Raw genomic sequence first — 23,651 nt, forward strand, 5'->3', positions numbered from 1 at the left:
TTACAGACCCGCCAGTTTTTGAGACTGCACATATAAAATACCGGTTAACGGCAGTGCAATAAGGACCATCAGCAGCGCATAAGGGGCGGCAGCAACGTAATCAATTTCGCTGGTCAGCGCCCAGAAGGCGGTCGAAAGCGTGCGCGTGCCTGGCGGTGATAGCAAAAGCGTTGCAGTCAGCTCATTGGTCACCCCGAGGAATACCAATGCAGCACCTGCGGCGGCACCCGGAGCCGCAAGGCGTAAGGTAATGCTCCAGATGGCAGCGGCCTGGGTTTTACCTAAACTGCGAGCGACATTCTCAAGTTCTACAGGCGCCTGAGCAATCCCGGCGCGCAAGTTTATCAACGCTCTCGGCGTGAACATCAGCAAGTAAGCCAGAAACAGTGTGACTTCTGTCTGATAGATGGGGCGCATGTAGTGAATGGTTACTGTGACCAGCGACAGTGCGACCACAATGCCGGGCAATGAACTGGTAAAGTAATTACACCCTTCAAGCACGCGGTACAGCGGACGCGGATGGCGTACCGAAAGCCAGGCAATGGGAATACCTGCAAGAATAATGACCAATGCGCCCGCAGAGGCCAGCAGCAGGGTCTGGCGCAGAGTGGACCAGAGTTCGGGCTGGTTCCAGTTTTCTATTCCCCCCAACCATAACCAGCGCAACAGCACCGCGATTGGCACCACGAAAGCCAGCAGTATGATCGTCGATGAGAATAACTGACCTAAAATACTCAGCAGCCTGTTCAAACGCAGATGATTTTGCTGACGCGGCGAACCCGCTCCCACTCGCGCGTAACGAGCTTTGCCACGAGTAGCCCCTTCGAGGGTAAGGAACACCAGACAACACAAGGCCAAAACTCCCGCCAGCATATTCGCCGCAGGACCGCTAAACGTCGATTGAAATTGGTCGTAAATAGCAGTGGTGAAGGTATCAAAACGAATCATCGCGTACAGCCCGTATTCCGCCAGCAAATGCAAAGTCACTAGCAGCGCCCCACCCCAAATCGCAAGCTTAAGCTGCGGCAGGACAATACGGAAAAATACCGCCCAGGGCGGTGTACCCAGTGAAGCGGCGACATCTTCTAATGTGGGGTCGAGACGACGAAGTACGGCCGCCACAGGCAGATAAATAAAGGGGTAATAGGCCAGTACAGACAGAAAGACCCCAGCGGATAAGCCGTGCATCGACGGCACCGCACTGACCCACGCGTAACTTTGCACAAAAGCTGGGATTGCCAGGGGAGCCACGGCCAGCATCGACCAGATACGCCTTCCGGCAAGCGTCGTTCTTTCAGTCAGCCAGGCGAGCAATGTCCCCGTGAAGATACAAAGCGGGACGGCGATTATCACTAAGAGCAGTGTGTTGCTGAGAAGCTCAGCAACACGAGGACGGAATATGAGTGCCTTGACCGTTTCCCAGCCGGTGTCAAATCCAATAACAATGACAAAAACGGGGGGGATCAGCGATAGCATTGAGAAAAAGATCGCGAGCAGCACCATCAAAAAGGCAGGACGCCGCTGTAAATCACGGATCTGTATGTTGGGACTCTCTGTAACGTTAACCACGGACATCAGGCACTCACCACTGCATTTATTAAAGAAGGCCAGCTTCAGTCATCAAATCAATGACTTTTTTGCTATTGAGTGATGACGGCTCAACTTTCGGCGCATCCAGATCTTTCAGTGGAACCAGTTTAGGGTTAGATGCCGCGTTATTACCGACCGCATATTCAAACGCATTGTTAGTACGCAGAATTTCCTGACCAGATTTACCGGTCACCCACTTCACGAAGGCCTGAGCTTGTTGTTGATGCTTGCTGGAAGCCAGAACACCGCCGCCAGAGATACTGACAAAAGCGCCTGGGTCCTGATGTTTAAAGTAGTGGAGTTGCGTGTTTTTGCTGTTTTCGCCGGTTTTGGCCTGGTCAACAAAACGGTAATAGTGATAAATCACCCCACCATCAATTTGATCTGCGTTCACGGCTTTCATGACGGTACTATTGCCTTTATAAGCAACAAAGTTTGTTTTCATTGCTTTCAGCCAATCCAGCGTTGCTTTCTCGCCTTTCAGTGCCAGAACGGCGCTCACGATCGCCTGGAAATCAGCACCTGACGGGGAAGCGGCCCAGCGCCCTTTCCACTCAGGTTTCGCCAAATCCATTAAGGATTTTGGCAATTGCGCTTCGCTCAGTTTTGCAGGGTTATACACGAACACGGTGCTACGGGCGGCAATGCCAATCCAGCGCCCATGATCCGGACGATATGCTGGAGCGACCTGCGCAAGGGTATCGGCATCCAGAGGTGCGAATAATTTCGCGTTATCAACCAGTACCATCGCAGGTGAGTTTTCGGTAAGGAAAACGTCCGCAGGCGACGCACTGCCTTCCTGCACCAGCTGATTGCCTAACTCACTGTCCCCGCCGTTACGCAGAGTGACTTTGATGCCCGTCTCTTTGGTGAAGCCATCGACCCAAGACTGAACCAGATTTTCATGCTGGGCGTTATAAACCACGATTCCTTCGTTGTTATCCGCCGCACTGGCAAATGACGACAGTAGAATAGATGAAGTCACTACTGCGATGGAGCAAAGGGACGATACGCCAAATTTCATAAGTTAATCCTTCATAAAAATGAGTACATAACACCAGAATGCATAGCGACGCGGATTACACCACAGCGCATTCGGAATGATAATGAAAATGGTTATCATTTTTAAAGAAAGGTAAAAAATGTGGCGGATCGGGGCTTTACTAAGAAAATATCCTGCTCGCGAATGACGGAGGTTAAAAACATTAGTAAAACCTTAGGAACAATTGACCATGTCACGAAAAAATCACACGACCGCCATTTTGTAACGTTCCCGAGCTCTGTTGAATAAATCGGAACATGCCGGGAAGATTAAGGCTATGCCAGATTATGGTTCATATATGTCAACTTATGGATAAAACGCCATACCCTATCCAGATCAATATTTCTTGCTGACAGTAACTTACTCAAGGCTTACATCTTGTCGGTGCCACCGCCCTTCATCCAGGGTACAATTGGCCGCTGATTTTTAACCGCGCAACATCAAGGAGAGTGCATGTCTATCACGGCAGGTTCTGTGTACCGTGACACGGGGAATTTTCTACGCAATCAGTTTGTTACTGTCTTACTGATCGCGTTACTTTGTGCTTTTATTTCGGTTGTGATCGGTCACGCCTTTTCACCCAGCGACGAGCAACTGTCTATCCTTAGTGAAGGAGACAATTTATCGAATAGCGTTGGGCTGTTTGACCTTGTGCAGAACATGACACCTGAGCAGCAACAAATGTTACTCAGAGCCTCTGCGGCTTCGACATTTTCTGGCCTGATCGGCAATGCTATCCTTGTAGGTAGCGTGCTGGTGCTAATCCAGATGGTGAGTGCCGGACAACGTGTGAGTGCGCTTCGTGCCATTGGCACTTCGGCTCCTGTGTTGCCTAAAATCTTTATTCTGATGTTCCTGACGACTTTCCTGGTGCAGATTGGCATCATGTTGATAGTCGTGCCGGGCGTGCTGTTAGCGATTTTGCTTTCATTCGCACCGATTATGGTTGTTCAGGATAAAGCGGGGGTCTTCCAGTCACTGCGCAGCAGTATGCGTCTTGCCTGGTCAAATATGCGCCTTGTTGCACCAGCAGTGATTAGCTGGTTGCTGGCGAAGACTGCACTGCTGATGCTCGCATCTTCGTTTGCGGCACTATCCCCCTCTATTGGCGCGGTGATAGCGAATACGATAAGCAATCTTATTTCAGCAGTATTGCTCATCTATTTATTCCGCCTGTATATGCTGATTCGCCAATAACTTACACCTGCTCCTGAGCCTGGATTTCAGCGCTCAGGAGTCATTTTACGGAACAGATTATGAAGCAGTTTCTCGACTTCCTCCCCCTGATTGTCTTCTTCGCATTCTACAAAATGTATGACATCTACGTCGCTTCCGGCGCATTGATCGTCGCAACCGGCTTTGCGCTGATCTACAGCTGGTATAAATTCCGCAAGCTGGAAAAGATGGCGTTGATTACTTTCCTGATGGTCGCTGTGTTCGGCGGCCTGACGTTGTTCTTCCATAATGATGAATTTATTAAATGGAAAGTGACGGTGATTTACGGGCTGTTCGCTCTCGCGTTGCTGATTAGCCAATTTGTGATGGGCAAGCCGTTAATTCAACGGATGTTAGGAAAGGAAATTTCTCTGCCAGAAACCGTCTGGTCGCGCCTGAACATTGCCTGGGCGTTGTTCTTTATCGCTTGCGGTGCGGTGAATATTTACGTCGCTTTTTGGCTTCCACAAAGCGTTTGGGTCAACTTTAAAGTGTTCGGCCTGACGGCTGCGACCCTGGTATTTACCCTGCTCAGCGGCGTGTACATCTATAAGCATATGCCGCAAGAAGAGAAATAAGCCTCCGGCTTCAAGGCCAAAAAAAAGCACACATTGGTATCCTTACCAGGCGTGTGCTTTTTTATTTCAACCGAGTTCGATTAACCACTCGTGCAGTTATTTAGATCATACGGACTTATCAACGGTGGTGTTCGAACCGGAGGTGAGAATACGCACCTTGTCACCTTTGTTGAAGGTGAGCGTTCCGTTATAGTCCTGCACCACCTGGATGATTTGCCCACTATTGGTCTTGATAGTCAGGTTCACGGTCTGGGCACTTTGCTGCCTCGCCTGACGATTACGTGAAGCTTCCACCCCAGCGACGGCGCCTGTAGCCGTCATGATAGTCTTCCCGGATCCCCCACCAAACTGATTACCTATTGCAGCACCGGCGGCACCCGCTGCCATGGTTCGCAGCGGATGGGATCGATTCTGGCTGCTAATAATTGTGCTCTGTTGAACAACGCCATAATCCACCAGGGTTTTGGTCCCCGCGAAACTGGATTGACTGGATAACGCGAGCAGGCTGAAAGCGATAAGTAGATATTTCTTCATGTTGAGAGCTGTGTCGTTTTTAGGTGGAGCTGATTTTGCCAGCCATAAAACAAACCCCTTTAGACATTAATGCTACTTACAGAGGCTTACACGTATTAAACTAGAGGCAGAGACATCAAAGCTATGATGAATGACATCTATACATATCGGGAAGACAAATGATCCAGCAAGACACTCCTTCAGGGGAATTGGTATTACGCACAATGGCAATGCCTGCTGATACTAACGCCAACGGCGATATTTTTGGTGGCTGGTTGATGTCACAAATGGACATGGGTGGCGCAATTCAGGCAAAAGAAATCGCAAAAGGCCGCGTAGTCACTGTTCGTGTCGATGGGATGACATTTCTCAAGCCGGTCGCTGTGGGCGATGTGGTGTGTTGCTATGCGAAATGCGTAAAACGCGGAACCAGTTCCATCACGATTAACGTGGAAGTTTGGGTGAAAAAAGTCTCTTCCGAACCTATTGGTCAGCGTTACAAAGCAACAGAAGCCATTTTCATTTATGTGGCGGTGGACCCCGCGGGTAAACCCCGCCCGATTCCGGTCTAAATTTATTGACCACAAAAAATGCGCCCGAGGGCGCATTTTTTTATCAACACGGGTTAGTCTGCTAAACCCCGATTTGCCAGCATCGGTTCACTGTACGGTGCATGTCCCCGCCACTCGTTATACAACGCTTTAAGATCCTGGCTATTGCCACGAGATAGAATCGCCTCGCGGAAACGCTGGCCATTGTCCGCCGTTAGCCCGCCTTGCTCCACAAACCATTGGTAGCCATCATCCGCCAACATTTGCGTCCAGATATAAGCGTAATATCCAGCGGCGTAACCCCCGCCAAAGATATGCGCGAAGTAGCTGCTGCGATAACGAGGAGGTACTTCCGGTAAGTCAATATGCTCACGATTGAGTGCCAGCGCTTCAAACGCGGTTACCTCATCCACTACGCTGCCTGCTGGCAAACTGTGCCAATTCATATCCAGCAATGCGGCGCTGAGGAGTTCCGTCATGTCGTAGCCTTTATTGAATTGCGCAGCACGGAATAACTTTTCTTTCAGGGCTTCAGGCATCGGCTCGCCGGTCTGGTAATGCCGCGCATAGTTTGCGAAAACTTGCGGCTGGCGCGCCCAGTGTTCGTTAATTTGCGACGGAAACTCAACAAAATCGCGTGGGGTGTTGGTGCCCGACAGCGTCGCATAACGTTGGGTAGCAAACAGTCCGTGCAACGTATGGCCAAACTCGTGGAACAGCGTAACAACGTCATCCCAGGAGATAAGCGCCGCCTCCCCGTTTGCCGGTTTACTGTAGTTACAAACGTTGTAAATCACCGGTGCGTTTTCCAGCAGCGTAGATTGTTCCACGAAATTGCCCATCCATGCGCCGCCACCTTTGCTATCACGGGCAAAAAAGTCGCCATAGAACAGCGCCATACCGCGCCCGTCTTTATCGAATATTTCCCATACCCGCACATCATCGTGATAGACGGGAATATCAAAACGTTCAACAAAACTCAGGCCGAAAAGCTGGCTCGCCGCCCAAAAGACGCCATTGGTTAACACATTGTTCAGTTCAAAATAGGGTTTGATTTGCGCTTCATCGAGGTCGTATTGCGCGAGTCTGACTTGTTCAGCATAAAAAGCCCAATCCCAGGCTTCAGCTTTGAAACCACCTTTCTGCTGGTCAATAACCTGTTGAATAGCGGCTAATTCGCGTTGTGCTCGAGCGGTCGCTGCGGGCACGATGTCTCGCATAAACTGTAATGCAGCCTGCGGGGTTTGCGCCATTTGATCGGCAATTTTCCACGAGGCATAGCTCTCGAAGCCCAACAGTTGCGCTTGTTCCGCACGCAGCGTCGCCAGACGAGCAACAATGGCGCGTGTATCGTGGCTGTCGTCGTGCTGAGTCCGCTCCCAACCTGCTTTAAACAGTTTTTCACGCGTCTGGCGATTGCTCAGAGATTGCAACGCGGGTTGTTGGGTAAAATTGAGCAGCGGAATGACGTATTTCCCCTCCAGTCCTTTAGCACTGGCATGCTGTGCTGCCGCGGCAATTTCCGCAGAAGTTAACCCATCAAGAAATTGAACGTCATCAACCACCAGAGCAGCCGCTTTATTGGCTGCGTGCAGACGATTATTAAACTGGCTGTTCAACTGTGCAGCTTCTTTATTCAGCACCTTCAAACGCGCTTTTTTATCCTCGCTGAGAGTTGCACCCGCGAGGGTAAAGTTCTGCCAGACGACCTCTATCAAACGCAGAGACTCGTCATCAAGTTCTAATGTCAGACGACGCTGGTACACGTCATTTAAACGCGAAAACAGCACGGCATTCAGGCGCATTTCATCGGCTAACTCAGCCAGCTCGGCGCCAAACTCTTCATCCAGTTGTTGCAGGTAATCATTGGTATTTGCAGCGGTCATCGCGAAGAAAACCTGGGTAACGCGCCCCAACATGTGGCCCGTATTTTCCAGCGCGAGGAAGGTGTTCTCAAAGTTAGGCTCTGCGGGGTCGTGAGCTATCGCCGCAATTTCCTCACGTTTAATGCGTTTGGCTTCGTCAAAAGCCGGACGGTAGTGGCTATCTTTGATGTCATCAAAATGAGGGGCTTGATAAGGCAATAAACTGAGGTGGTAAAACGGATTGTCTGACAACATCCTGAACTCCCGAAGCGAGGCCAACAGGAAGGTGGAAGCCGCTTTGCGTTCCCACCTTACGAAAAAGATGTATTGATTGTAGGGCGGATACGCGTGAGCGTCATCCACCGTTAACCTTCGCCGCCTGATACACCGCGATAATTTCAGCGGCAATAGCCACAGCAATTTCTGCCGGGAGTTTGCCTTTTACATCCGGCAACCCCACCGGGCAGCGCAATGTACTCAGTTGATCAGGCGTTATCCCTTTCCCCGCCAGCCGATACTCAAAGCGCTGACGTTTGGTCTGTGACCCAATCAGCCCCAGGTAGCGGTAGTCGCCACGCTTGAGTATCGCTTCGGTCAACTCCAGATCCCGCGGATGGCTGTGGGTCATCACGATAAAATAGCTCTGCGCAGGTGCCGCGTGTACGGCATCCAGCGGCTCTTCTGCCTGAAACGTTTTCACCCCCTTGGGTGCGCAGGCGAACAGGTCCGGACGTTCATCAACCCAGGTAATGTGACAGGGTAACGTTGATAGCAACGCTACCAGTGCCTGCCCGACATGGCCTGCGCCAAAAACGGTCATTTGCGGTTGTGCCTGAATCAGTGGTTCAAAGAGCACCGACGTCATTCCTCCGCAACACTGCCCAAGCCTTGCGCCCAAATTAAAATGCTCGGTATGTGGCTGCGTAATGTGCTTGTCCAGCATCGCTCGTGCCATGGCAATACATTGGTATTCCAGATGCCCACCGCCGATAGTCAGGTACGTGTGCTCACGCCCAACAATCATTTTGGTGCCACAGTTTCTCGGCACCGATCCTTTATCAGCCAGTACCGTCAGCAACACACACGGTTCGCGACGCTCGCGCAGTTGCATCAGAATGCTTATCCATTCGTCATCGTTCATGGCGCCTCCTGACAACCCCAGAATACGCGTTCCGGCGTGGCGGGGGCATCCAGCATCGGGTGTTTACGGTAGCCAGTTACGCTGGCTACTGCGTCCTGTAAGGCGCACCAGACGGAAATCCCCAGCATAAATGGTGGTTCACCAACGGCTTTAGAACGGTAAACGGTGTGCTGCGGATTGGCATGATTTTCAAGCAGCTTCACCCGCAAGTCGGCTGGCACATCGCTTATTGCAGGAATTTTGTAACTCATCGGGCTGTCGGTCAGTAACCGTCCTTTGTCATCCCACACCAACTCTTCGCAGGTCAGCCAGCCTGCGCCTTGTACAAAACCGCCTTCAATTTGCCCGATGTCGAGTGCGGGATTCAGCGAATTGCCAACATCATGAAGAATGTCCGTACGCAACAGGCGATACTCTCCGGTTAGCGTGTCGATAATGACTTCCGAACAGGCCGCGCCGAATGAAAAATAATAGAACGGCTGCCCGCGACCCGCTGCGCGGTCGTAATGAATGCCCGGCACGGTGTAGAACCCCGTGGCAGACAGCGGGACCTGGTTCAGCCAGGCCAGGTTTGTGATTTCACTAAAGGTAAAATGCCGCCCCTGGACTTTCACCACGCCGTTACGAAACTCCACATCTTCGGCTTCGCAATCATGCAAACGGCAGAGCATTTCTATCAGTCGCTGTTTAACCGTGAGTGCTGCGATTTCCGCTGCTTTACCGTTAAGATCCGCACCAGATGATGCGGCCGTCGGCGAGGTATTGGGCACTTTCCCCGTATGGGTGGCGGTGACCTGAATCTGTTCGACAGGAATTTGCAACACCTCAGCGACCACTTGCGCCACTTTAGTATTCAACCCCTGGCCCATTTCTGTCCCGCCATGATTAAGCTGCACGGTGCCATCGGTATAAATCAGTATTAACGCCCCTGCCTGGTTGAGAAAGCTGGAGGTAAAGGAGATGCCAAATTTTACCGGCGTGAGCGCCAGACCACGTTTTAGCACCGCGCTTGTACGGTTAAACGCGTTTATTTCCGCGCGACGCTGAGAGTAATCAGCACTGATCTCAAGCTGGCGGGTCATTTCCGGCATGATGTTGTGTTCAACGGTTTGATGGTAGTGCGTCACATTGCGCTCGGTGTCGCCATAATAATTGAGCTTGCGAACGTCCAACGGATCAAGCCCGAGCTCGCGCGCAATGTGGTCCATAATCTGCTCAATGGCGACCATACCCTGCGGCCCGCCAAATCCCCGGAAGGCAGTATTGGACGCCAGATTGGTGCGGCAACGATATCCGGTAATTCGTGCATCACCGAGGTAGTAAGCATTATCGGCGTGAAACATCGCGCGATCGCAGATCGATCCTGATAGATCCAGTGAATACCCGCAATTGGCGGCCAGATCGATTTTCACACCATTGAGTCGACCTTCGTCAGTAAACCCCACGTCGTAACGCACAAAAAAGGGATGCCGTTTACCTGTCGTGCGCATGTCGTCACGCCGTGAAAGACGCATTTTGGCTGGGCGTCCTGTTAATACAGCCGCCAGTGCAGCGTGGCAGGCAATTCCTGCCGCCTGGGTTTCTTTGCCACCAAACCCGCCGCCCATACGGCGCATATCCACCGTGACTTTGTTCATTGTTACGCCAAGCACCGACGCCACCAGCTTTTGCACTTCGGTCGGATGTTGGGTGGATGACCAGACCGTTGCGCAGCCATCTTCCCCTGGCTGTACCACAGCAATCTGCCCTTCAAGATAAAAGTGTTCCTGGCCCCCAATGTGAAATTGCCCCTGAATACGGTGCGGCGCAGTGGCCAGCGCGGTATCGGCATCACCACGTTGATGGACATGCGGTTCCTGAACGTAAAGTTCACGCCGTAAAGCCTCTTCAACATCCAGCACCGGCTCGAGAATTTCATATTCGATGACCACCTTCTGCGCCCCTGCTCGCGCCGCGTCTGGTGTATCGGCCGCCACCGTCAGGACAACCTGGCCGTAATAATCAACCTTGTCGCGGGCAAACAGCGGGTCGCCTGGTGCGAGTGGGCCAATATCCAGCTCGCCCGGCACATCCTGCCAGCCAAAAGTGCGTACAACGCCAGCAATGGCATAACACGCGGAGGTATCGATATTGAGGATCCGTGCATGAGCGTGCTGGCTGAGAACCGGGCACAGGTACAGCATTCCGGGTAACGTTAGATTGTCGTCGATATATTCCGCTTTACCGCTAACCTGCTTATCCGCACTTTCATGTTTGCGGCTTTCGCCTGCGCCACCGTGCAATTTGCGAGAGAACTGCTCGATTAAAGCCTGTTCTGACAGGCGCACTGGATTAGTTGACATAACGCTGTACCTCCAGAGCGTGAGTCGGCTCGGCGAGTTGTAGCGCCAGACGCCTGAGCAGATTTTGCGCGAGTTTCAGACGATATGCTGCGGAACCCCGGAAATCACTGAGTGGTTGAAAATCCGCAACCAGCGCGGTACACGCCTGAGCCAGTGTTTGCGGATTGAGCGGCAAACCTGTTAGTGCATTTTCAGCCCCTTTTGCTCGTGCCGGAACCACCGCCATACCACCAAATGCCAACCGTGCTCGTGTCACCACTCCTGCCTCAAACTGGAGATTAAACGCCCCAAACACCGTAGAAATATCATCATCCAACCGTTTGGAGACTTTCCAGGCGCTGAACGTTGGGGAAATCGCGTTCCTATCAATGATCACCGCGCTGATAAACTCACCTGCCTGCAAAGCGGTTTTGCGATAGCCAAGGAAGAATTCGTCAAGCGGCAGATTGCGAACGGTCTCTGCACAGCGCAGTTCGAGACTGGCACCGAGCGCCAGCAGCATCGGCGCACCATCACCAATGGGTGAGGCGTTAGCCAGGTTGCCTGCAAGCGTCGCATGATGACGAATTTGCGGTGATGCAAAGCGCTCCAGCACCTGTGTAAACGCCGGGATAAGTGGCTGCAAAATCTCCTGACACGCCTGCAATGTCGCCATTGCGCCGATACTAATGTGGCTATCCGTGACGGAAATGGTTTTAAGCTCATCCACCTGGCTAAGCGTGATAATCAGCGGCAGCGTCTGGAATTGTTGCGTAATGGTCAGCGCCAGATCGGTTCCCCCCGCGAGTAAGCGTGCTTGCGGATTTTGCTGATAGAGCTGTGCCAGTTGCTGAACGGTTTTTGGCAATAGGCAACGGTTGGATTGGGTTAACTCGGCGACCTCCGGCTCCTGCATCAACCTTAAGCGCGCAACGGTTTGCGGCGCTGCTCGCGTAAATGAGTCTGTATATGCGCCACAACTTTGCTGCATCGCCTGAATTATCGGGCGATAGCCGGTACAGCGGCAGAGATTTCCCGCGAGTTGCTTTTCAATCTCCTGATGCTGCGGGTCACCGTTTTTCTTTTGCAATGCAAACCCGGACATCACAAATCCGGGAGTACAAAAACCACATTGAGAGGCATGGCAATCGGCCATCGCCTGCTGAACGGGATGCAATTTGCCCCCTTCTGATAAATCTTCAACCGTTAGCAACTGTTTACCCTGCAACTGGCTGACCAGCATGATGCAGCTATTGGCGGTGTCATAACGTATGTTCTCGCCATCGGGCTGCCCGAGCACCACCGTGCAGGCCCCACAATCCCCCGTCGCGCAACCTTCTTTGCTGCCACAGCGGTGCTCGCTGCCGCGCAACCAGTTCAACACGGTGGTGTTCGGGTCAATATCATCAAGCGTCTTGACTGTTTGATTGAGCAAAAATTGGATCATGCCGCAACCTCCAGCGTGCCGCGTTGCCACACGCATTTGCCGTTAACCCAGGTGTGCCAAATGTTGCGGTCATCGCCAAGCGTCATCAGCACGAACAATTGTTCATAAATATCCCGACTGTTGGCATGCCGCAGTTTCTGTAATGGCGTTACCGCCAAGTCCAGCACCACGAAATCTGCCTCTTTACCCGGCAAGAAGTTGCCAATTTTGTCATCCAAATCCAGTGCGTGTGCCCCTCCCAGAGTGGCGTGATAAAACGCCTCGCTGGCACACAGTCGGTAGCCTTGCAACTGGGCGACTTTGTAGGCTTCGGCGAGGGTTTGCAGCATATTAAATGTTGTGCCTGCACCAACGTCAGTGCCAATTCCCATGCGGATCCCCCGCTCATGACACTGTTTCAGGTTAAACAGACCGCTTCCCAGAAACAGATTGGAGGTCGGACAAAATGCGATGGCCGATTCGGTACGGTGCAGACAATCCCATTCACACTCCTGCAAATGAATGGCATGGGCAAATACGCTGCGTTTCCCGGTCAGTTGATACTGGTGATAGACGTCAAGATAGCTTTCGGATTCCGGCCACAGGTTCTTCACCCATTCCACTTCTGCACTGTTTTCACTCAAATGGGTATGCAGCCAGGTATCAGGAAACTCTTCGCGCAGGGTCTGTACCATTTTGAGCAATTCCGGCGAAGACGTCGGGGCAAATCGCGGCGTCAGTGCGTAGTTCAGACGCCCTTTTTTATGCCAACGTTGAATCAGCTCACGCGTTTGTTGATAACTTTGCTCCGGCGTTTCTGTGAGGTATTCCGGTGCATTGCGATCCATCATGACTTTACCGGCGATAAGCCGCATGGCGAGATGTTCTGCCGCACTGAAAAGTGCCTCCACCGACTGCGGATGTACCGTGCCAAAAACTAAAGCCGTGGTGGTGCCATTACTCAAGAGTTGGCTGAGGAAAAATGCCGACATTTTCGCTGCGTGCGAGCTGTCCTGATATTGACTCTCAACCGGAAAAGTATAGGTCTGTAGCCATTCCAGAAGTTGCTCGCCATAGGCCCCGATCATTTCCGTTTGCGGATAATGCAGGTGGGTATCGACAAATCCGGGAAGAATCAATTTACCGCGATAATCGACATAATCACTCTCGCCACGCAAATGCTTGCGCCCTTCTTCCCATGGCAACAACGCCAACACCGTACCGCCATCAATGAACAGCAATGCATCTTCATGATGACGCGCATTCGCCAGCAACTCGTCAGGACGGGTTCCGGTTTGGGTCATATCGAAAAACTGACCGCGTAGCACTTGCGTGTAATTAACTGTCATCGTCATACCTGTAATGGTTTTGTGAAGAGTGAGTTAAATATTGCAATGTTGATGCCATGTTGAACTTTGGGTTTAATCAGTTTTATAACAGCAGCTTAGATTATATTTATCACCATTGCGCAACATTTGCGCAACAGCTACCTATGCAATCGGTTGCCTTGAGGCGCAACCGATTGCATTTTGATATCATGAGTTCGGACACGACACATTGTGGGATTTCGTGCACCAGAAAATTGCACTTTATTGAGGTCCCTGCACCAGCAACGCGCAGGCAGTTTCTACGTTGTTTTTAGCTAAAAGTTGAATTATCACTAACAGCCTTAGCGTGCTAAGGTATTACGACATAAAAGCGTTGAGGAACAGTGAGATGATTATTCTGGTAACCGGCGCCACCGCCGGATTTGGTGAGAGCATCACCCGTCGTTTCGTACAGCAAGGCCACAAAGTGATTGCCACTGGCCGCCGTAATGAACGTCTGCAAGAGCTCAAAGAAGAACTGGGTGAAAGCATCCTAACGCTGCAACTCGATGTGCGTAACCGCGCGGCTATTGAACTCGCGATGGAACAATTACCTGCAGAGTGGCGCAATATTGATGTGCTGGTGAATAACGCAGGCCTGGCACTCGGTATGGAACCAGCTCATAAAGCTGACCCAGATGACTGGGAAACAATGATTGATACCAACAACAAAGGCCTCGTATATATGACTCGCGCCGTGCTTCCTGGCATGGTGGAACGTAATCGTGGGCACATTATCAACATCGGTTCTACCGCAGGCAACTGGCCTTACGCGGGTGGGAATGTCTACGGTGCGACGAAAGCATTTGTGCGCCAGTTCAGCCTGAACTTACGTGTAGATCTGCATAAAACCGCGATCCGCGTAACCGATATTGAGCCGGGTTTGGTCAGCGGTACTGAGTTTTCCAATGTGCGTTTCAAAGGCGATGACGAAAAAGTCGGAAAAACCTATGAAAATGCCAATGCGTTAACGCCTGAAGATGTGACGGAAGCGGTTTGGTGGGTCGCAACGCTGCCTAAGCACGTCAACATCAATACGCTTGAGATGATGCCGGTTAGCCAGACATTTGCCGGTTTAAGCGTTCACCGTGAAAGTTAACCATCCAGCCCATATTTGAAGGGATTTCGGGTATGGGCGACCGTGCAAATAAATGTTACATTTGCACGGTTATTCCACGATAAGAAAATATTAATGCTACCGCCAACTTTACTAAATCCTACCCAGCCTGTTAACCAGCAAATCTACCGTATTTTGCGTCGGGATATTGTTCGTTGCTTAATTCCGCCAGGAACACCGCTGTCCGAAAAAGAAGTGTCAATCCGCTTTGACGTTTCACGCCAACCCGTTCGTGAAGCCTTCATTAAACTGGCAGAAACAGGATTGGTGCAAATTCGCCCGCAGCGTGGAACATACGTCAATAAGATTTCCGTCAGCCAGGTGAAAAACGGCTGCTTTGTTCGTGAAGCGATTGAATGTGCAGTAGCGAAGCGTGCGGCAAGGATGGCGACGGACGAGCATCTTTATCTGCTTGAGCAATTGCTGAACCAGCAACGTACCGCCATCGAGCGAAACCAGCTGGATGATTTCTTCCAGCTAGATGATGAATTTCATCAGCAACTGGCACTGGTTGCCGATTGCCCCCTGGCCTGGGACACAGTGGAAAACATCAAAGCGACGATGGATCGAGTGCGTTATATGAGCCTTGAGCATGTCTCGCCACCCGAGATGTTGCTCGCTCAGCACTACGATATTTTTGACGCGTTAAAGCGCCATGATGAAGACGCAGTGGATCAGGCGATGCATCTCCATCTGCATGAGATAAGCCAGTCAATATTATTGATTCATCAAGAAAAACGCGATTGGTTTAGCGAAGAGTGATGTGAGAAAACTCGCCCGGTATCGGGCGAGATGAATACGCGATTTTTAGAACTTAGCGACTGTTGCTTTTGCACCGTTTTCACGTAGCGCCAGATAACACTCCGTGACACGCTGAACAAATTTCTCGTTTGCTGGCAGGTCTTCGCCAAAGATAGTTTTCAGCTCCAGCAGCGCTTTAACACGAGTCTCCCCTTCTTTACTTGCCGCCACCGCTTGCTGAATGGCAGGCAGCAATGGGTCACTCACTTCGATTGGATTACCCTGCTCGTCAACACCACCAACATAACGCATCCAACCAGCAACGCCCAGCGCCAGCAGATCAAACTGACTGCCGTTTGCCAGATGCCAGCGGATGGAGTCTAACCAACGCTGTGGCAGTTTCTGGCTGCCGTCCATGGCGATTTGCCAGGTGCGGTGGCGCAGCGCCGGGTTGGTATAACGCGCAATCAATGAATCGGCATATTTCGCCAGGTCAACACCCTGCACTTTTAAAGTTGGCGCCTGCTGTTGCAGCATTAATGCGTGCGCAGTACGACGATAGTTCTCATCCTGCATACATTCAGAAATGTGTTGATAACCCGCCAGATAACCCAGGTATGCCAGGAATGAGTGGCTGCCGTTGAGCATGCGCAGTTTCATCTCTTCGTATGGCAGAACATCTTTCACCAGTTCTGCACCCGCTTTTTCCCACTCAGGGCGGCCTGCAACGAAGTTATCTTCGATAACCCACTGACGGAACGGTTCACACGCCACCGCCGCTGGGTCAGCAACCCCTGTCGCCTGGGCAACTTGTTCCAGGGTTTCAGCGGTAACGGCTGGCACGATGCGGTCAACCATGGTGGATGGGAATGTCACATGAGTCCCAATCCATTCTGCCAATTCAGGGTTTAGCGCCTGTGCGTATGCCGTGATGACGTTACGGGTTACGTGGCCGTTTTCCGGCATGTTGTCGCAGGACATCACGCTAAACGCTGGCAGACCCGCAGCTTTACGACGAGCCAGTGCCTCGACAATCACGCCAGGTGCGGATTTTGGCTGCTGCGGATTGGCGAGATCGTGCGCGATTAAAGGATTGTCGAGCAGGATGGTGCCGGTTGCTGGAGTATGGCAGTAACCTTTTTCAGTCACGGTCAGGGAAACAATGGCAACGTGTGGCTGAGTCAGTGCGCTAAATACGGCTTCCAGCCCCTCAACCTGCGCATGTATGGCTTCTTTCACCACACCCACAACGCGGCAATGCCAGGCCTCTGCAGACATTTCTGCCACGCTATAGAGGTTGTCTTGCTTCTTCAAATCAGCAATTTGCTGCTCGCCACCAATCAAATTGACTTCACAGTAACCCCAGTCGCTACCATGTTCATTAGCCAAAATGTCGGCGTAAACTGCCTGATGCGCGCGATGGAATGCGCCAAAACCAAGATGAACGATGCGTGTAACCAGTTTATTACGGTCATATTTCGGGAGAATAGCTTTTGCTGATAAGAGCTTGTTTTCCATTTTTAAAACTCGCTGTGTAGTAACGTGGGGACAGCTACAGACTACCTGCTATGGTAGTCTGCATTTTGATTTGAATTAAACTTTGGTTATTTGGTATGACACGAATTTAAAAGTTGTATAACAGGATCGCATTTTCGATGTCTGCCGAGCCTTGAACATGTGGCGAAACCCTTAATAGCTCCTGACCCCCGCGATCGCAGCAGCCTTTTTCGGTGTTTCTGCCGCATCTTCAGCCAGGCTGAGATCCCGGTCTTTCACTTCCGGCATCAATATCGCTGCCAGTAAGCCAATGGTTGAATAGGCAATCATCATGACGACAATTGGCCACCAGGAACCCGTCATGTTGACGAAAATACCCGCGAGAACCGGACCAAATCCGACCGCGACCAGCCCCCCCGCCTCTTTCGAAATCGCCATTCGTGTAAATCGATTACGTGAACCGAACATTTCTGCCATGGTGATATTTTCCAGGGCAAATAATCCCAGTACCGCAACGTTATGAATAATGATAATTGAGGCCATAATAACGTTAACATCATTGCTCTTATCAACAATCATCGACAGCATTGGCCAGGCAAGAATAATGGCTGAAATATTGACGATAATATAAGGAATGCGACGACCTATTTTATCTGATAACCAGCCTAAGAACGGAATAGTCATAAAACCAATAATAGAGCTAATCATTAACGCGTCAGTCGGAATCTTTTTCTCGAACAATAATGTCTGGACTAAATACCCAGCCAGGAAAGTTTGAATTAAACCTGAGTTTCCGGCTTGACCAAAACGCAATCCCGTTGCAAGCCAGAATGATTTACTGGTAAACATTGCGCCAAGAGAGTGAGTCTCATCAGCTACCGGTTTTGCCACCGCAACGTTTTCAGTGTCGTCATTAACTTTCTCAAACACAGGGCTTTCTTTGAGGTTCATACGCAACCAGATGGCAAAAATCATTACCACCACGCTCGCAAGGAACGGTACGCGCCAACCCCATGCCAGCAGCTCTTCTTTCGGAAGGACGAAGAACATCACAGCCCAAATTGCCGTGGCCGATAGCGTTCCGCAGTTGGTCCCCATAGCCACCAAAGAGGAGATAATGCCGCGTTTTCCTTTGGGCGCATACTCTGCAAGCATGGTCCCAGCCCCAGAAATTTCAGCACCCGCCCCCAACCCTTGAATAATACGTAACAACACCAGCAGCATCGGTGCAAAAATACCGATTTGAGCATACGTTGGGAGCACACCGATTAAGGTGGTACAAATCCCCATCATTGTAATAGTGATAAACAGAACTTTCTTACGCCCAATAGTATCGCCCATTCGGCCAAAGAAAAATGCACCGGCGATGCGTGCTATATAACCGGCACCATAGGTTCCCATCGCCAATATTAATGCCATCGCAGCAGATTGCTCTGGGAAAAATATTTCATGAAAAACTAATGCAGCGCCTAATGAATATAACTGAAAGTCCATAAATTCAAGTGCAGTACCGAGCCAGCCGGAAACGGCGGCCTTAACTAAATCACCCGTACTTCTTTCCGGTTGATTATTTTTAATATCAATAGAAGTATTCATATTTCTGTTCTCAGTAATTTGTCGTTGTAGGGACAGCAAATCTTCAGATACAGATGGGGGAATCAGAACGTCAGCAATACCTTGCAGCACTGCTTTTGGTCTTTCTCAAATATCTCCATTGCATCAACTACTTGCATGTAATTGAACTGATGGGTGATTAATTTCTCCGGGTTTATTTTTTTCTGTGTCATCCAGTCAATCACCAGTGGGAAGCGATTGCTGTTGAGTCGTGAGCTATATATTGCAAGCTCTTTACTGGTGATCGCTTGTTGATTCAACACGCAAGGGTCAGATGAAAAGCCCATAATGCCGATGCGTGCAGCGGGAGAAGCAAGCGCGATAGCTTCCGGTAAAATGGCCGGATGACAGGCCGCATCAATGATCAGTGTTGGGCGTATTCCCAGACGCTCAAGTTCTGCGCGCAAATCCAGGTGGGTATTATTGATAACGCGATCGGCTCCGTTTGCTTTTGCCATCGCAAGACGCTCGTCGATACGGTCTACGACGATAATTTCTTTTACGTTATACACGCCACGCAATGCCTGAATTGACGTCAAGCCCATCGGCCCGGCCCCGTAAATCATTGCGATGTCCAGTGGGCCTGGATTCATTTGGCTACAGATATTGGCGGCAATGGTGAACGGCTCCACCATCGTGGCTTCATTATCAGAGATGTTCTGCGGTACAACATGGGCATTCCTCGCGGGCAAGGTGATAAATTCACTAAAACCACCGTCGCGGTGAACACCAATAACCTGGAGTTCCGTACAAACATTGGGTCGCCCGACTAAACACGGATAGCACTGACCGCAGCTCACGACCGGATCACCCACTACGCGCTCCCCGATGCGTGATGGTTCAACCCCTTCGCCAACGGCATCAATATGACCAAAGAACTCGTGGCCAATGACGCGTGGGTATTTAGCGAACGGATTATGGCCGCGATAAATATGTATGTCAGAACCACAAATACCGGCACTGCTGACACGAATTCGCACTTCTCCTGGCAGGGGTTGTGGAACAGGACGCTCTTCAATAACCAACTTTTCTGGTTGCTGTATGGTGATGCTTTTCATCGTTTAGTTTCCTTATTACCAATTCCACAAGGTGCCATCTTCGAGACGAGCAACCGGCAAATATGCAGGTTCATAGGGGTATTTCGCCGCCAGTTTTTCATCGAACTCAATTCCAATACCCGGCTTTTCACCAGGGTGCATATAGCCGTTATCAAACGTCCAGGTATGCGGGAACACTTCAAGCATTTGCTCGGAATAACCCATATATTCCTGTACGCCAAAGTTCGGCACCCACAGGTCAAAGTGCAACGCCGCCGCCATACAAACTGGCGAAAGGTCTGATGGCCCATGCGAGCCGGTACGTACTTGATATAGCGAAGCAAAATCGGCAATTCGCCGCATCCCGCTAATCCCTCCCGCGTGGGTGATAGTCGTGCGGATGTAATCGATAAGCTGTTCTTCAATAAGCTGTTTACAGTCCCAGATGCTGTTAAACACTTCCCCTACGGCAATGGGGGTAACGGTGTGTTGGCGAATCAAACGGAAGCATTCCTGGTTTTCCGCCGGAGTGGGATCTTCCATCCAGAACAGGCGGTGATCTTCAATGCTTTTCCCAAAGCGAGCGGCTTCGATTGGCGTCAGACGGTGGTGCATGTCATGCAATAAATGCTCATTGAAACCAAATTTATTACGCACGGCTTCGAATAGCTTTGGCGTGAAATCGAGGTATTTTTCACTGGACCACAACTGCTCTTCTGGCCAGTCACCTTTGGTTGCGGGCTCGTAAGCCAACCCTTTACCTTTCGCCATACCGTAGGTGGTTTTCATGCCTGGCACGCCGCACTGCACGCGAATCGCTTTGTAGCCCAACTCTTTATGACGCGCGTAGTCGTCCAGTACTTCATCAATGGAATGCCCGGTGGTGTGGCAATAAACCATGACCCCTTCACGGGATGCGCCGCCCAGTAATTGATACAACGGCATGTTGGCGGCTTTAGCTTTGATATCCCACAACGCCACGTCGACCGCAGAAATTGCCGACATGGTAACGGGTCCGCGACGCCAGTAAGCGCCTTTGTAAAAGAACTGCCAGATGTCTTCGATGCGATGAGCATCGCGACCAATTAGCTGCGGACACACATGATCTTTCAGATACGATGCAACGGAAAGCTCACGGCCATTTAAGGTGGCATCGCCAAGTCCGGTAATCCCTTCATCGGTAGTGATTTTCAGCGTGACAAAGTTACGCCCAGGACACGTGACAAATACTTCTGCTTTTACAATCTTCATTCGGACTCCCTGACGGCAAATGAGGTGTACGGTGTTCAATGAAGGTTAAACTACACATGAAAATACTACCATACAAGTAGTCTTATGGTGATTTCTTGGACTGCGTCACAATTAACTTGTGACACTGACAAAGGAAAACAGCCGATTTGAAAGGAGACAGAAAAGAACGATGAGAGAAAGGTGAAATCAGGTGCGTGACCATCCAGCAACGATGATCAACATGCCGCAGAAGGCGACGGTTGCGCCAACCCAATCGAAGACGCTCAATTTTACGCCATCGACCCAGCGTAACCATAGCAACGCGGTCACGACATAGACCCCACCGTACGCGGCATAAACACGCCCACTCGCGGCCGGATGCAACGTGAGTAACCAGACAAACATCGCCAGGGAGAACGCCGCGGGAATCAGCAACAACGGCGATCCCTCGCGTTTTAACCACAGCCAGGGTAAAAAACAGCCGATGATTTCAGCCAGGGCTGTTGTAAAAAAAAGTAAGGTTGTTTTGATCATCTTTAACCTTGTCTGGAATAATGGGCTAATACATGGTCGCGTTGGTCCGCGCCAGTCTCAATGGTACATTTACTTCAACAAAGAGCGTCACCCTAAAAGGAAAATGCAATGAACACAAATCTTCGCAAACGTCTGTCCGTGGCAACACTGCCGCTGGCGCTGTTGCTAAGTGCATTTGCGTTTGTTCAACCAGCCAATGCCCAGACAAACAAGCTGATTATTGAATCTGGTGACAATGCGCAGACTCGCCAGGATGCGGCGATGGACAAAGAGCAATGGAATGACACACGTAACTTGCGCCAGAAAGTGAACAAACGGACCGAGAAAGAGTGGGATAAAGCCGATACTGCTTTTGACGCGCGTGATAATTGCCAGAAAAGCGCCAATATCAACGCCTATTGGGAACCAAACACCCTGCGTTGTCTGGATCGCAAAACCGGCCGCGATGTCGCACCGTAACACGGTACTGTAGTCAATAAGGCTTCTGTCCAGAAGCCTTGAAACTTTGAAAGGAACTCACATGTCCCAAGAGCTGCAAATCAAACTTCGCCCCCTGGAACGCGAAGATCTTCGTTTCGTCCACCAACTGGACAACAACGCAAGCGTGATGCGCTACTGGTTTGAAGAACCCTACGAAGCGTTTGTCGAGCTGTCCGACCTGTACGACAAACATATTCACGACCAAAGTGAGCGGCGTTTTGTTATCGAATGTAATGGTGAAAAAGCCGGTCTGGTTGAATTAGTCGAAATTAATCATGTTCACCGCCGTGCCGAGTTCCAGATTATTATTTCACCTGACTATCAGGGCAAAGGGCTGGCATCACGTGCTGCGAAGCTTGCGATGGATTACGGGTTTATGGTGTTGAACCTGTACAAACTGTATTTAATTGTTGATAAAGAAAATGCAAAAGCCGTGCATATTTATAAGAAATTGGGCTTTATGGTGGAAGGCGAATTAATCCACGAATTCTTTATTAATGGTGAATACCGCAACACTATTCGTATGTGCATTTTCCAGCATCAGTATCTGGCGGAGCACAAAAAGAGCGGAAATATGTTAAAACCCACCGCGCAATAATCAGTCACCTTGTCGTTCGGGTAAGCGCAAGCTGCTCCCTTCAATCGCGCAGTAATATGGTGGATGCGCAAACGCTCATCCACCCTAAAAGCCGCATTCATCTGTCGTTCACGGAGTCCGCGTTATGCCAGATTCAGCGTAGCGCGATGCTTTGCGGATTCCATACCCAGTTCAATCATTTCCATGACCTGAATAGCTTGAGCTGCCGGAACCGGATTTTCACCATGTCCGGTGAGTGCGTCGCGAATAGCGGCATAGTACGCAGGATAATTACCCGGCACCGTTAGCAACGTCTGTTCGTTCATCACTTCACCCTGAGCCAGCGTCAGAACGCCGTCACGCATATCGTAACCCCAGTCTTCCTGCGGCAAACGCTCGCCTGCTTTCAGGCGGTCTTCCTGTGGGTCCAGACCATATTTGATATAGCTGCCGCGAGCCCCATGCACGATATAACGAGCCGTTTCTGCCGCCGCCAGCAAGGTGCCGTGCAGGACAACGCGGCGTTGTGGATACGCAAGTACAGCATGGAAGTAGTCGGTCGCTTGCGCACCTGGGCGAAGCTGGCCTAAATCCACAGTCAAGCTCACCGGTAACCCGAAAAGATTCAGCGCCTGGTCGATAAGATGCGGTCCTAAGTCATACCAGATGCCGCTGCCTACGCCGGCCTGCTCACGCCAGCGATTGCGAACTTGCGGGCGATAACGGTCGAAGTGCGATTCAAAATAGGCAACTTCTCCCAGGGTGCCTTCGGCTAACAGCCCTTTGAGGGTTAGGAAATCACTGTCCCAACGACGGTTATGAAACACCGAAAGCAACAAACCGCAGCTTTTTGCCAGCGCATCTAATTCACGAGCTTGTGACAACGTCACGGTAAACGGTTTATCGACCACCACGTGTTTGCCTGCTTCCAGAGCCGCTTTGGCCAACGGGAAATGGGTATCATTTGGGGTTGGGATGACAATCAGGTCGATATTAGGGTCATTGAACAGATGATGAGGGTCAGAGACGACCGGCATGTTTGGCCAGTCAGCATGAACTTTCGTGGCATCACTGCTGGAAACCCCGGCCAAAACCATACCTGGCGTACCGACAATTAATGGCGCATGGAAGGTTTTGCTGGCGTAACCGTAACCGATTAGTCCGACACGAATGTTATCACTCATTTGCTTTCCTCATGATTATTTGACGGCTCAT

Annotated in this window: 21 protein-coding genes; 7 read left to right on the forward strand and 14 right to left on the reverse strand. The window is 50.8% G+C overall.

The annotated features are described in order from the left end of the window. A complete protein-coding gene (locus tag BSPA111_RS01200; RefSeq protein ID WP_373925621.1) occupies window positions 1–1,503 on the reverse strand; it encodes an ABC transporter permease in 1,503 nt (500 codons plus the stop codon). Between the two features lie 94 nt (window positions 1,504–1,597). Continuing rightward, complete coding sequence (locus BSPA111_RS01205; RefSeq protein ID WP_183269399.1) at window positions 1,598–2,614, reverse strand: iron ABC transporter substrate-binding protein; 1,017 nt, start codon at window positions 2,612–2,614, stop codon at window positions 1,598–1,600. Between the two features lie 471 nt (window positions 2,615–3,085). On the opposite strand from BSPA111_RS01205, the gene BSPA111_RS01210 reads away from it, so the two are divergent. Next, window positions 3,086–3,829 carry a YciC family protein gene (locus BSPA111_RS01210; RefSeq protein WP_183269400.1) on the forward strand — a complete coding sequence of 248 codons (744 nt, stop codon included), beginning with the start codon at window positions 3,086–3,088 and terminating at the stop codon, window positions 3,827–3,829. A 59-nt stretch (window positions 3,830–3,888) separates the two neighbouring features. Continuing rightward, window positions 3,889–4,425: a septation protein A gene (locus BSPA111_RS01215; RefSeq protein WP_183269401.1), complete on the forward strand. Its 537-nt coding sequence runs from the start codon at window positions 3,889–3,891 to the stop codon at window positions 4,423–4,425. 105 nt (window positions 4,426–4,530) lie between these two features. Here BSPA111_RS01215 and BSPA111_RS01220 read toward each other — a convergent pair whose 3' ends face one another. Next, window positions 4,531–4,959: a hypothetical protein gene (locus BSPA111_RS01220; protein WP_183269402.1), complete on the reverse strand. Its 429-nt coding sequence runs from the start codon at window positions 4,957–4,959 to the stop codon at window positions 4,531–4,533. Window positions 4,960–5,117: 158 nt separating this feature from the next. Here BSPA111_RS01220 and yciA point away from each other — a divergent pair, with 158 nt between their 5' ends. Continuing rightward, on the forward strand, window positions 5,118–5,510 hold the full coding sequence (yciA, locus tag BSPA111_RS01225; protein ID WP_183269403.1) for an acyl-CoA thioester hydrolase YciA: 393 nt from the start codon (window positions 5,118–5,120) through the stop codon (window positions 5,508–5,510). A gap of 53 nt (window positions 5,511–5,563) precedes the next feature. Here yciA and dcp read toward each other — a convergent pair whose 3' ends face one another. From dcp to guaD, 5 genes are all read right to left on the reverse strand, one after another. Next, the gene (gene dcp, locus BSPA111_RS01230) at window positions 5,564–7,609 is read right to left on the reverse strand and encodes a peptidyl-dipeptidase Dcp (protein ID WP_183269404.1); all 2,046 of its coding nucleotides are present in this window, start codon (window positions 7,607–7,609) and stop codon (window positions 5,564–5,566) included. Between the two features lie 100 nt (window positions 7,610–7,709). Continuing rightward, window positions 7,710–8,495, reverse strand: a complete 786-nt coding sequence (gene xdhC / locus BSPA111_RS01235; protein ID WP_183269405.1) for a xanthine dehydrogenase accessory protein XdhC — start codon at window positions 8,493–8,495, stop codon at window positions 7,710–7,712. Continuing rightward, window positions 8,492–10,837 (reverse strand): xanthine dehydrogenase molybdopterin binding subunit, encoded by a 2,346-nt coding sequence (xdhB, locus tag BSPA111_RS01240; RefSeq protein WP_183269406.1) that lies wholly within the window; start codon window positions 10,835–10,837, stop codon window positions 8,492–8,494. Before xdhB ends, xdhC begins: the two co-directional genes overlap by 4 nt. Then, window positions 10,827–12,263, reverse strand: coding sequence for a xanthine dehydrogenase small subunit (xdhA, locus tag BSPA111_RS01245; protein WP_183269407.1), 1,437 nt, complete (start codon window positions 12,261–12,263; stop codon window positions 10,827–10,829). Before xdhA ends, xdhB begins: the two co-directional genes overlap by 11 nt. After that, a complete protein-coding gene (gene guaD, locus BSPA111_RS01250) occupies window positions 12,260–13,591 on the reverse strand; it encodes a guanine deaminase (protein WP_183269408.1) in 1,332 nt (443 codons plus the stop codon). Before guaD ends, xdhA begins: the two co-directional genes overlap by 4 nt. Before the next feature lie 367 nt (window positions 13,592–13,958). Between guaD and ydfG the strand changes: the two genes are divergently transcribed. Together ydfG and BSPA111_RS01260 are read left to right on the forward strand one after the other, a co-directional pair. Further along, window positions 13,959–14,708: a bifunctional NADP-dependent 3-hydroxy acid dehydrogenase/3-hydroxypropionate dehydrogenase YdfG gene (gene ydfG / locus BSPA111_RS01255; RefSeq protein WP_183269409.1), complete on the forward strand. Its 750-nt coding sequence runs from the start codon at window positions 13,959–13,961 to the stop codon at window positions 14,706–14,708. A gap of 93 nt (window positions 14,709–14,801) precedes the next feature. Beyond that, window positions 14,802–15,488, forward strand: coding sequence for a GntR family transcriptional regulator (locus tag BSPA111_RS01260; RefSeq protein ID WP_183269410.1), 687 nt, complete (start codon window positions 14,802–14,804; stop codon window positions 15,486–15,488). A gap of 45 nt (window positions 15,489–15,533) precedes the next feature. On the opposite strand, the gene BSPA111_RS01265 is transcribed toward BSPA111_RS01260, so the two are convergent. From BSPA111_RS01265 to BSPA111_RS01285, 5 genes are all read right to left on the reverse strand, one after another. Next, the gene (locus BSPA111_RS01265; RefSeq protein WP_183269411.1) at window positions 15,534–16,985 is read right to left on the reverse strand and encodes a mannitol dehydrogenase family protein; all 1,452 of its coding nucleotides are present in this window, start codon (window positions 16,983–16,985) and stop codon (window positions 15,534–15,536) included. Between the two features lie 171 nt (window positions 16,986–17,156). Beyond that, window positions 17,157–18,560, reverse strand: a complete 1,404-nt coding sequence (locus tag BSPA111_RS01270) for an MFS transporter (RefSeq protein ID WP_183269412.1) — start codon at window positions 18,558–18,560, stop codon at window positions 17,157–17,159. Window positions 18,561–18,622: 62 nt separating this feature from the next. Next, entirely contained in the window at window positions 18,623–19,636 is a 1,014-nt protein-coding gene (locus tag BSPA111_RS01275; protein WP_183269413.1) for a Zn-dependent oxidoreductase, read from the reverse strand. A gap of 15 nt (window positions 19,637–19,651) precedes the next feature. Next, window positions 19,652–20,866 carry a starvation-sensing protein RspA gene (rspA, locus tag BSPA111_RS01280; protein WP_183269414.1) on the reverse strand — a complete coding sequence of 405 codons (1,215 nt, stop codon included), beginning with the start codon at window positions 20,864–20,866 and terminating at the stop codon, window positions 19,652–19,654. 186 nt (window positions 20,867–21,052) lie between these two features. Next, on the reverse strand, window positions 21,053–21,379 hold the full coding sequence (locus BSPA111_RS01285) for a YnfA family protein (RefSeq protein WP_183269415.1): 327 nt from the start codon (window positions 21,377–21,379) through the stop codon (window positions 21,053–21,055). Window positions 21,380–21,487: 108 nt separating this feature from the next. Between BSPA111_RS01285 and BSPA111_RS01290 the strand changes: the two genes are divergently transcribed. Both BSPA111_RS01290 and speG read left to right on the forward strand, forming a co-directional pair. Beyond that, a complete protein-coding gene (locus tag BSPA111_RS01290) occupies window positions 21,488–21,838 on the forward strand; it encodes a DUF1283 family protein (protein WP_183269416.1) in 351 nt (116 codons plus the stop codon). A gap of 61 nt (window positions 21,839–21,899) precedes the next feature. Next, complete coding sequence (gene speG / locus BSPA111_RS01295; RefSeq protein ID WP_183269417.1) at window positions 21,900–22,457, forward strand: spermidine N1-acetyltransferase; 558 nt, start codon at window positions 21,900–21,902, stop codon at window positions 22,455–22,457. Between the two features lie 122 nt (window positions 22,458–22,579). Here speG and BSPA111_RS01300 read toward each other — a convergent pair whose 3' ends face one another. Then, on the reverse strand, window positions 22,580–23,620 hold the full coding sequence (locus BSPA111_RS01300) for an oxidoreductase (protein ID WP_183269418.1): 1,041 nt from the start codon (window positions 23,618–23,620) through the stop codon (window positions 22,580–22,582). Window positions 23,621–23,651: the final 31 nt, after the last annotated feature.

The sequence above is a fragment of the Buttiauxella sp. A111 genome (assembly GCF_014189855.1).
In the GTDB taxonomy this organism is placed as follows: Bacteria; Pseudomonadota; Gammaproteobacteria; order Enterobacterales; family Enterobacteriaceae; genus Buttiauxella; species Buttiauxella selenatireducens.

What these genes read in the sequence shown, in the direction of transcription:
- BSPA111_RS01200 (WP_373925621.1), bottom strand. Translation starts at nt 1,503, where the DNA reads ATGGTGCTGCTCGCGATCTTTTTCTCAATGCTATCGCTGATCCCCCCC.
- BSPA111_RS01205 (WP_183269399.1), bottom strand. Translation starts at nt 2,614, where the DNA reads ATGAAATTTGGCGTATCGTCCCTTTGCTCCATCGCAGTAGTGACTTCA.
- BSPA111_RS01210 (WP_183269400.1), top strand. Translation starts at nt 3,086, where the DNA reads ATGTCTATCACGGCAGGTTCTGTGTACCGTGACACGGGGAATTTTCTA.
- BSPA111_RS01215 (WP_183269401.1), top strand. Translation starts at nt 3,889, where the DNA reads ATGAAGCAGTTTCTCGACTTCCTCCCCCTGATTGTCTTCTTCGCATTC.
- BSPA111_RS01220 (WP_183269402.1), bottom strand. Translation starts at nt 4,959, where the DNA reads ATGAAGAAATATCTACTTATCGCTTTCAGCCTGCTCGCGTTATCCAGT.
- yciA (WP_183269403.1), top strand. Translation starts at nt 5,118, where the DNA reads ATGATCCAGCAAGACACTCCTTCAGGGGAATTGGTATTACGCACAATG.
- dcp (WP_183269404.1), bottom strand. Translation starts at nt 7,609, where the DNA reads ATGTTGTCAGACAATCCGTTTTACCACCTCAGTTTATTGCCTTATCAA.
- xdhC (WP_183269405.1), bottom strand. Translation starts at nt 8,495, where the DNA reads ATGAACGATGACGAATGGATAAGCATTCTGATGCAACTGCGCGAGCGT.
- xdhB (WP_183269406.1), bottom strand. Translation starts at nt 10,837, where the DNA reads ATGTCAACTAATCCAGTGCGCCTGTCAGAACAGGCTTTAATCGAGCAG.
- xdhA (WP_183269407.1), bottom strand. Translation starts at nt 12,263, where the DNA reads ATGATCCAATTTTTGCTCAATCAAACAGTCAAGACGCTTGATGATATT.
- guaD (WP_183269408.1), bottom strand. Translation starts at nt 13,591, where the DNA reads ATGACAGTTAATTACACGCAAGTGCTACGCGGTCAGTTTTTCGATATG.
- ydfG (WP_183269409.1), top strand. Translation starts at nt 13,959, where the DNA reads ATGATTATTCTGGTAACCGGCGCCACCGCCGGATTTGGTGAGAGCATC.
- BSPA111_RS01260 (WP_183269410.1), top strand. Translation starts at nt 14,802, where the DNA reads ATGCTACCGCCAACTTTACTAAATCCTACCCAGCCTGTTAACCAGCAA.
- BSPA111_RS01265 (WP_183269411.1), bottom strand. Translation starts at nt 16,985, where the DNA reads ATGGAAAACAAGCTCTTATCAGCAAAAGCTATTCTCCCGAAATATGAC.
- BSPA111_RS01270 (WP_183269412.1), bottom strand. Translation starts at nt 18,560, where the DNA reads ATGAATACTTCTATTGATATTAAAAATAATCAACCGGAAAGAAGTACG.
- BSPA111_RS01275 (WP_183269413.1), bottom strand. Translation starts at nt 19,636, where the DNA reads ATGAAAAGCATCACCATACAGCAACCAGAAAAGTTGGTTATTGAAGAG.
- rspA (WP_183269414.1), bottom strand. Translation starts at nt 20,866, where the DNA reads ATGAAGATTGTAAAAGCAGAAGTATTTGTCACGTGTCCTGGGCGTAAC.
- BSPA111_RS01285 (WP_183269415.1), bottom strand. Translation starts at nt 21,379, where the DNA reads ATGATCAAAACAACCTTACTTTTTTTTACAACAGCCCTGGCTGAAATC.
- BSPA111_RS01290 (WP_183269416.1), top strand. Translation starts at nt 21,488, where the DNA reads ATGAACACAAATCTTCGCAAACGTCTGTCCGTGGCAACACTGCCGCTG.
- speG (WP_183269417.1), top strand. Translation starts at nt 21,900, where the DNA reads ATGTCCCAAGAGCTGCAAATCAAACTTCGCCCCCTGGAACGCGAAGAT.
- BSPA111_RS01300 (WP_183269418.1), bottom strand. Translation starts at nt 23,620, where the DNA reads ATGAGTGATAACATTCGTGTCGGACTAATCGGTTACGGTTACGCCAGC.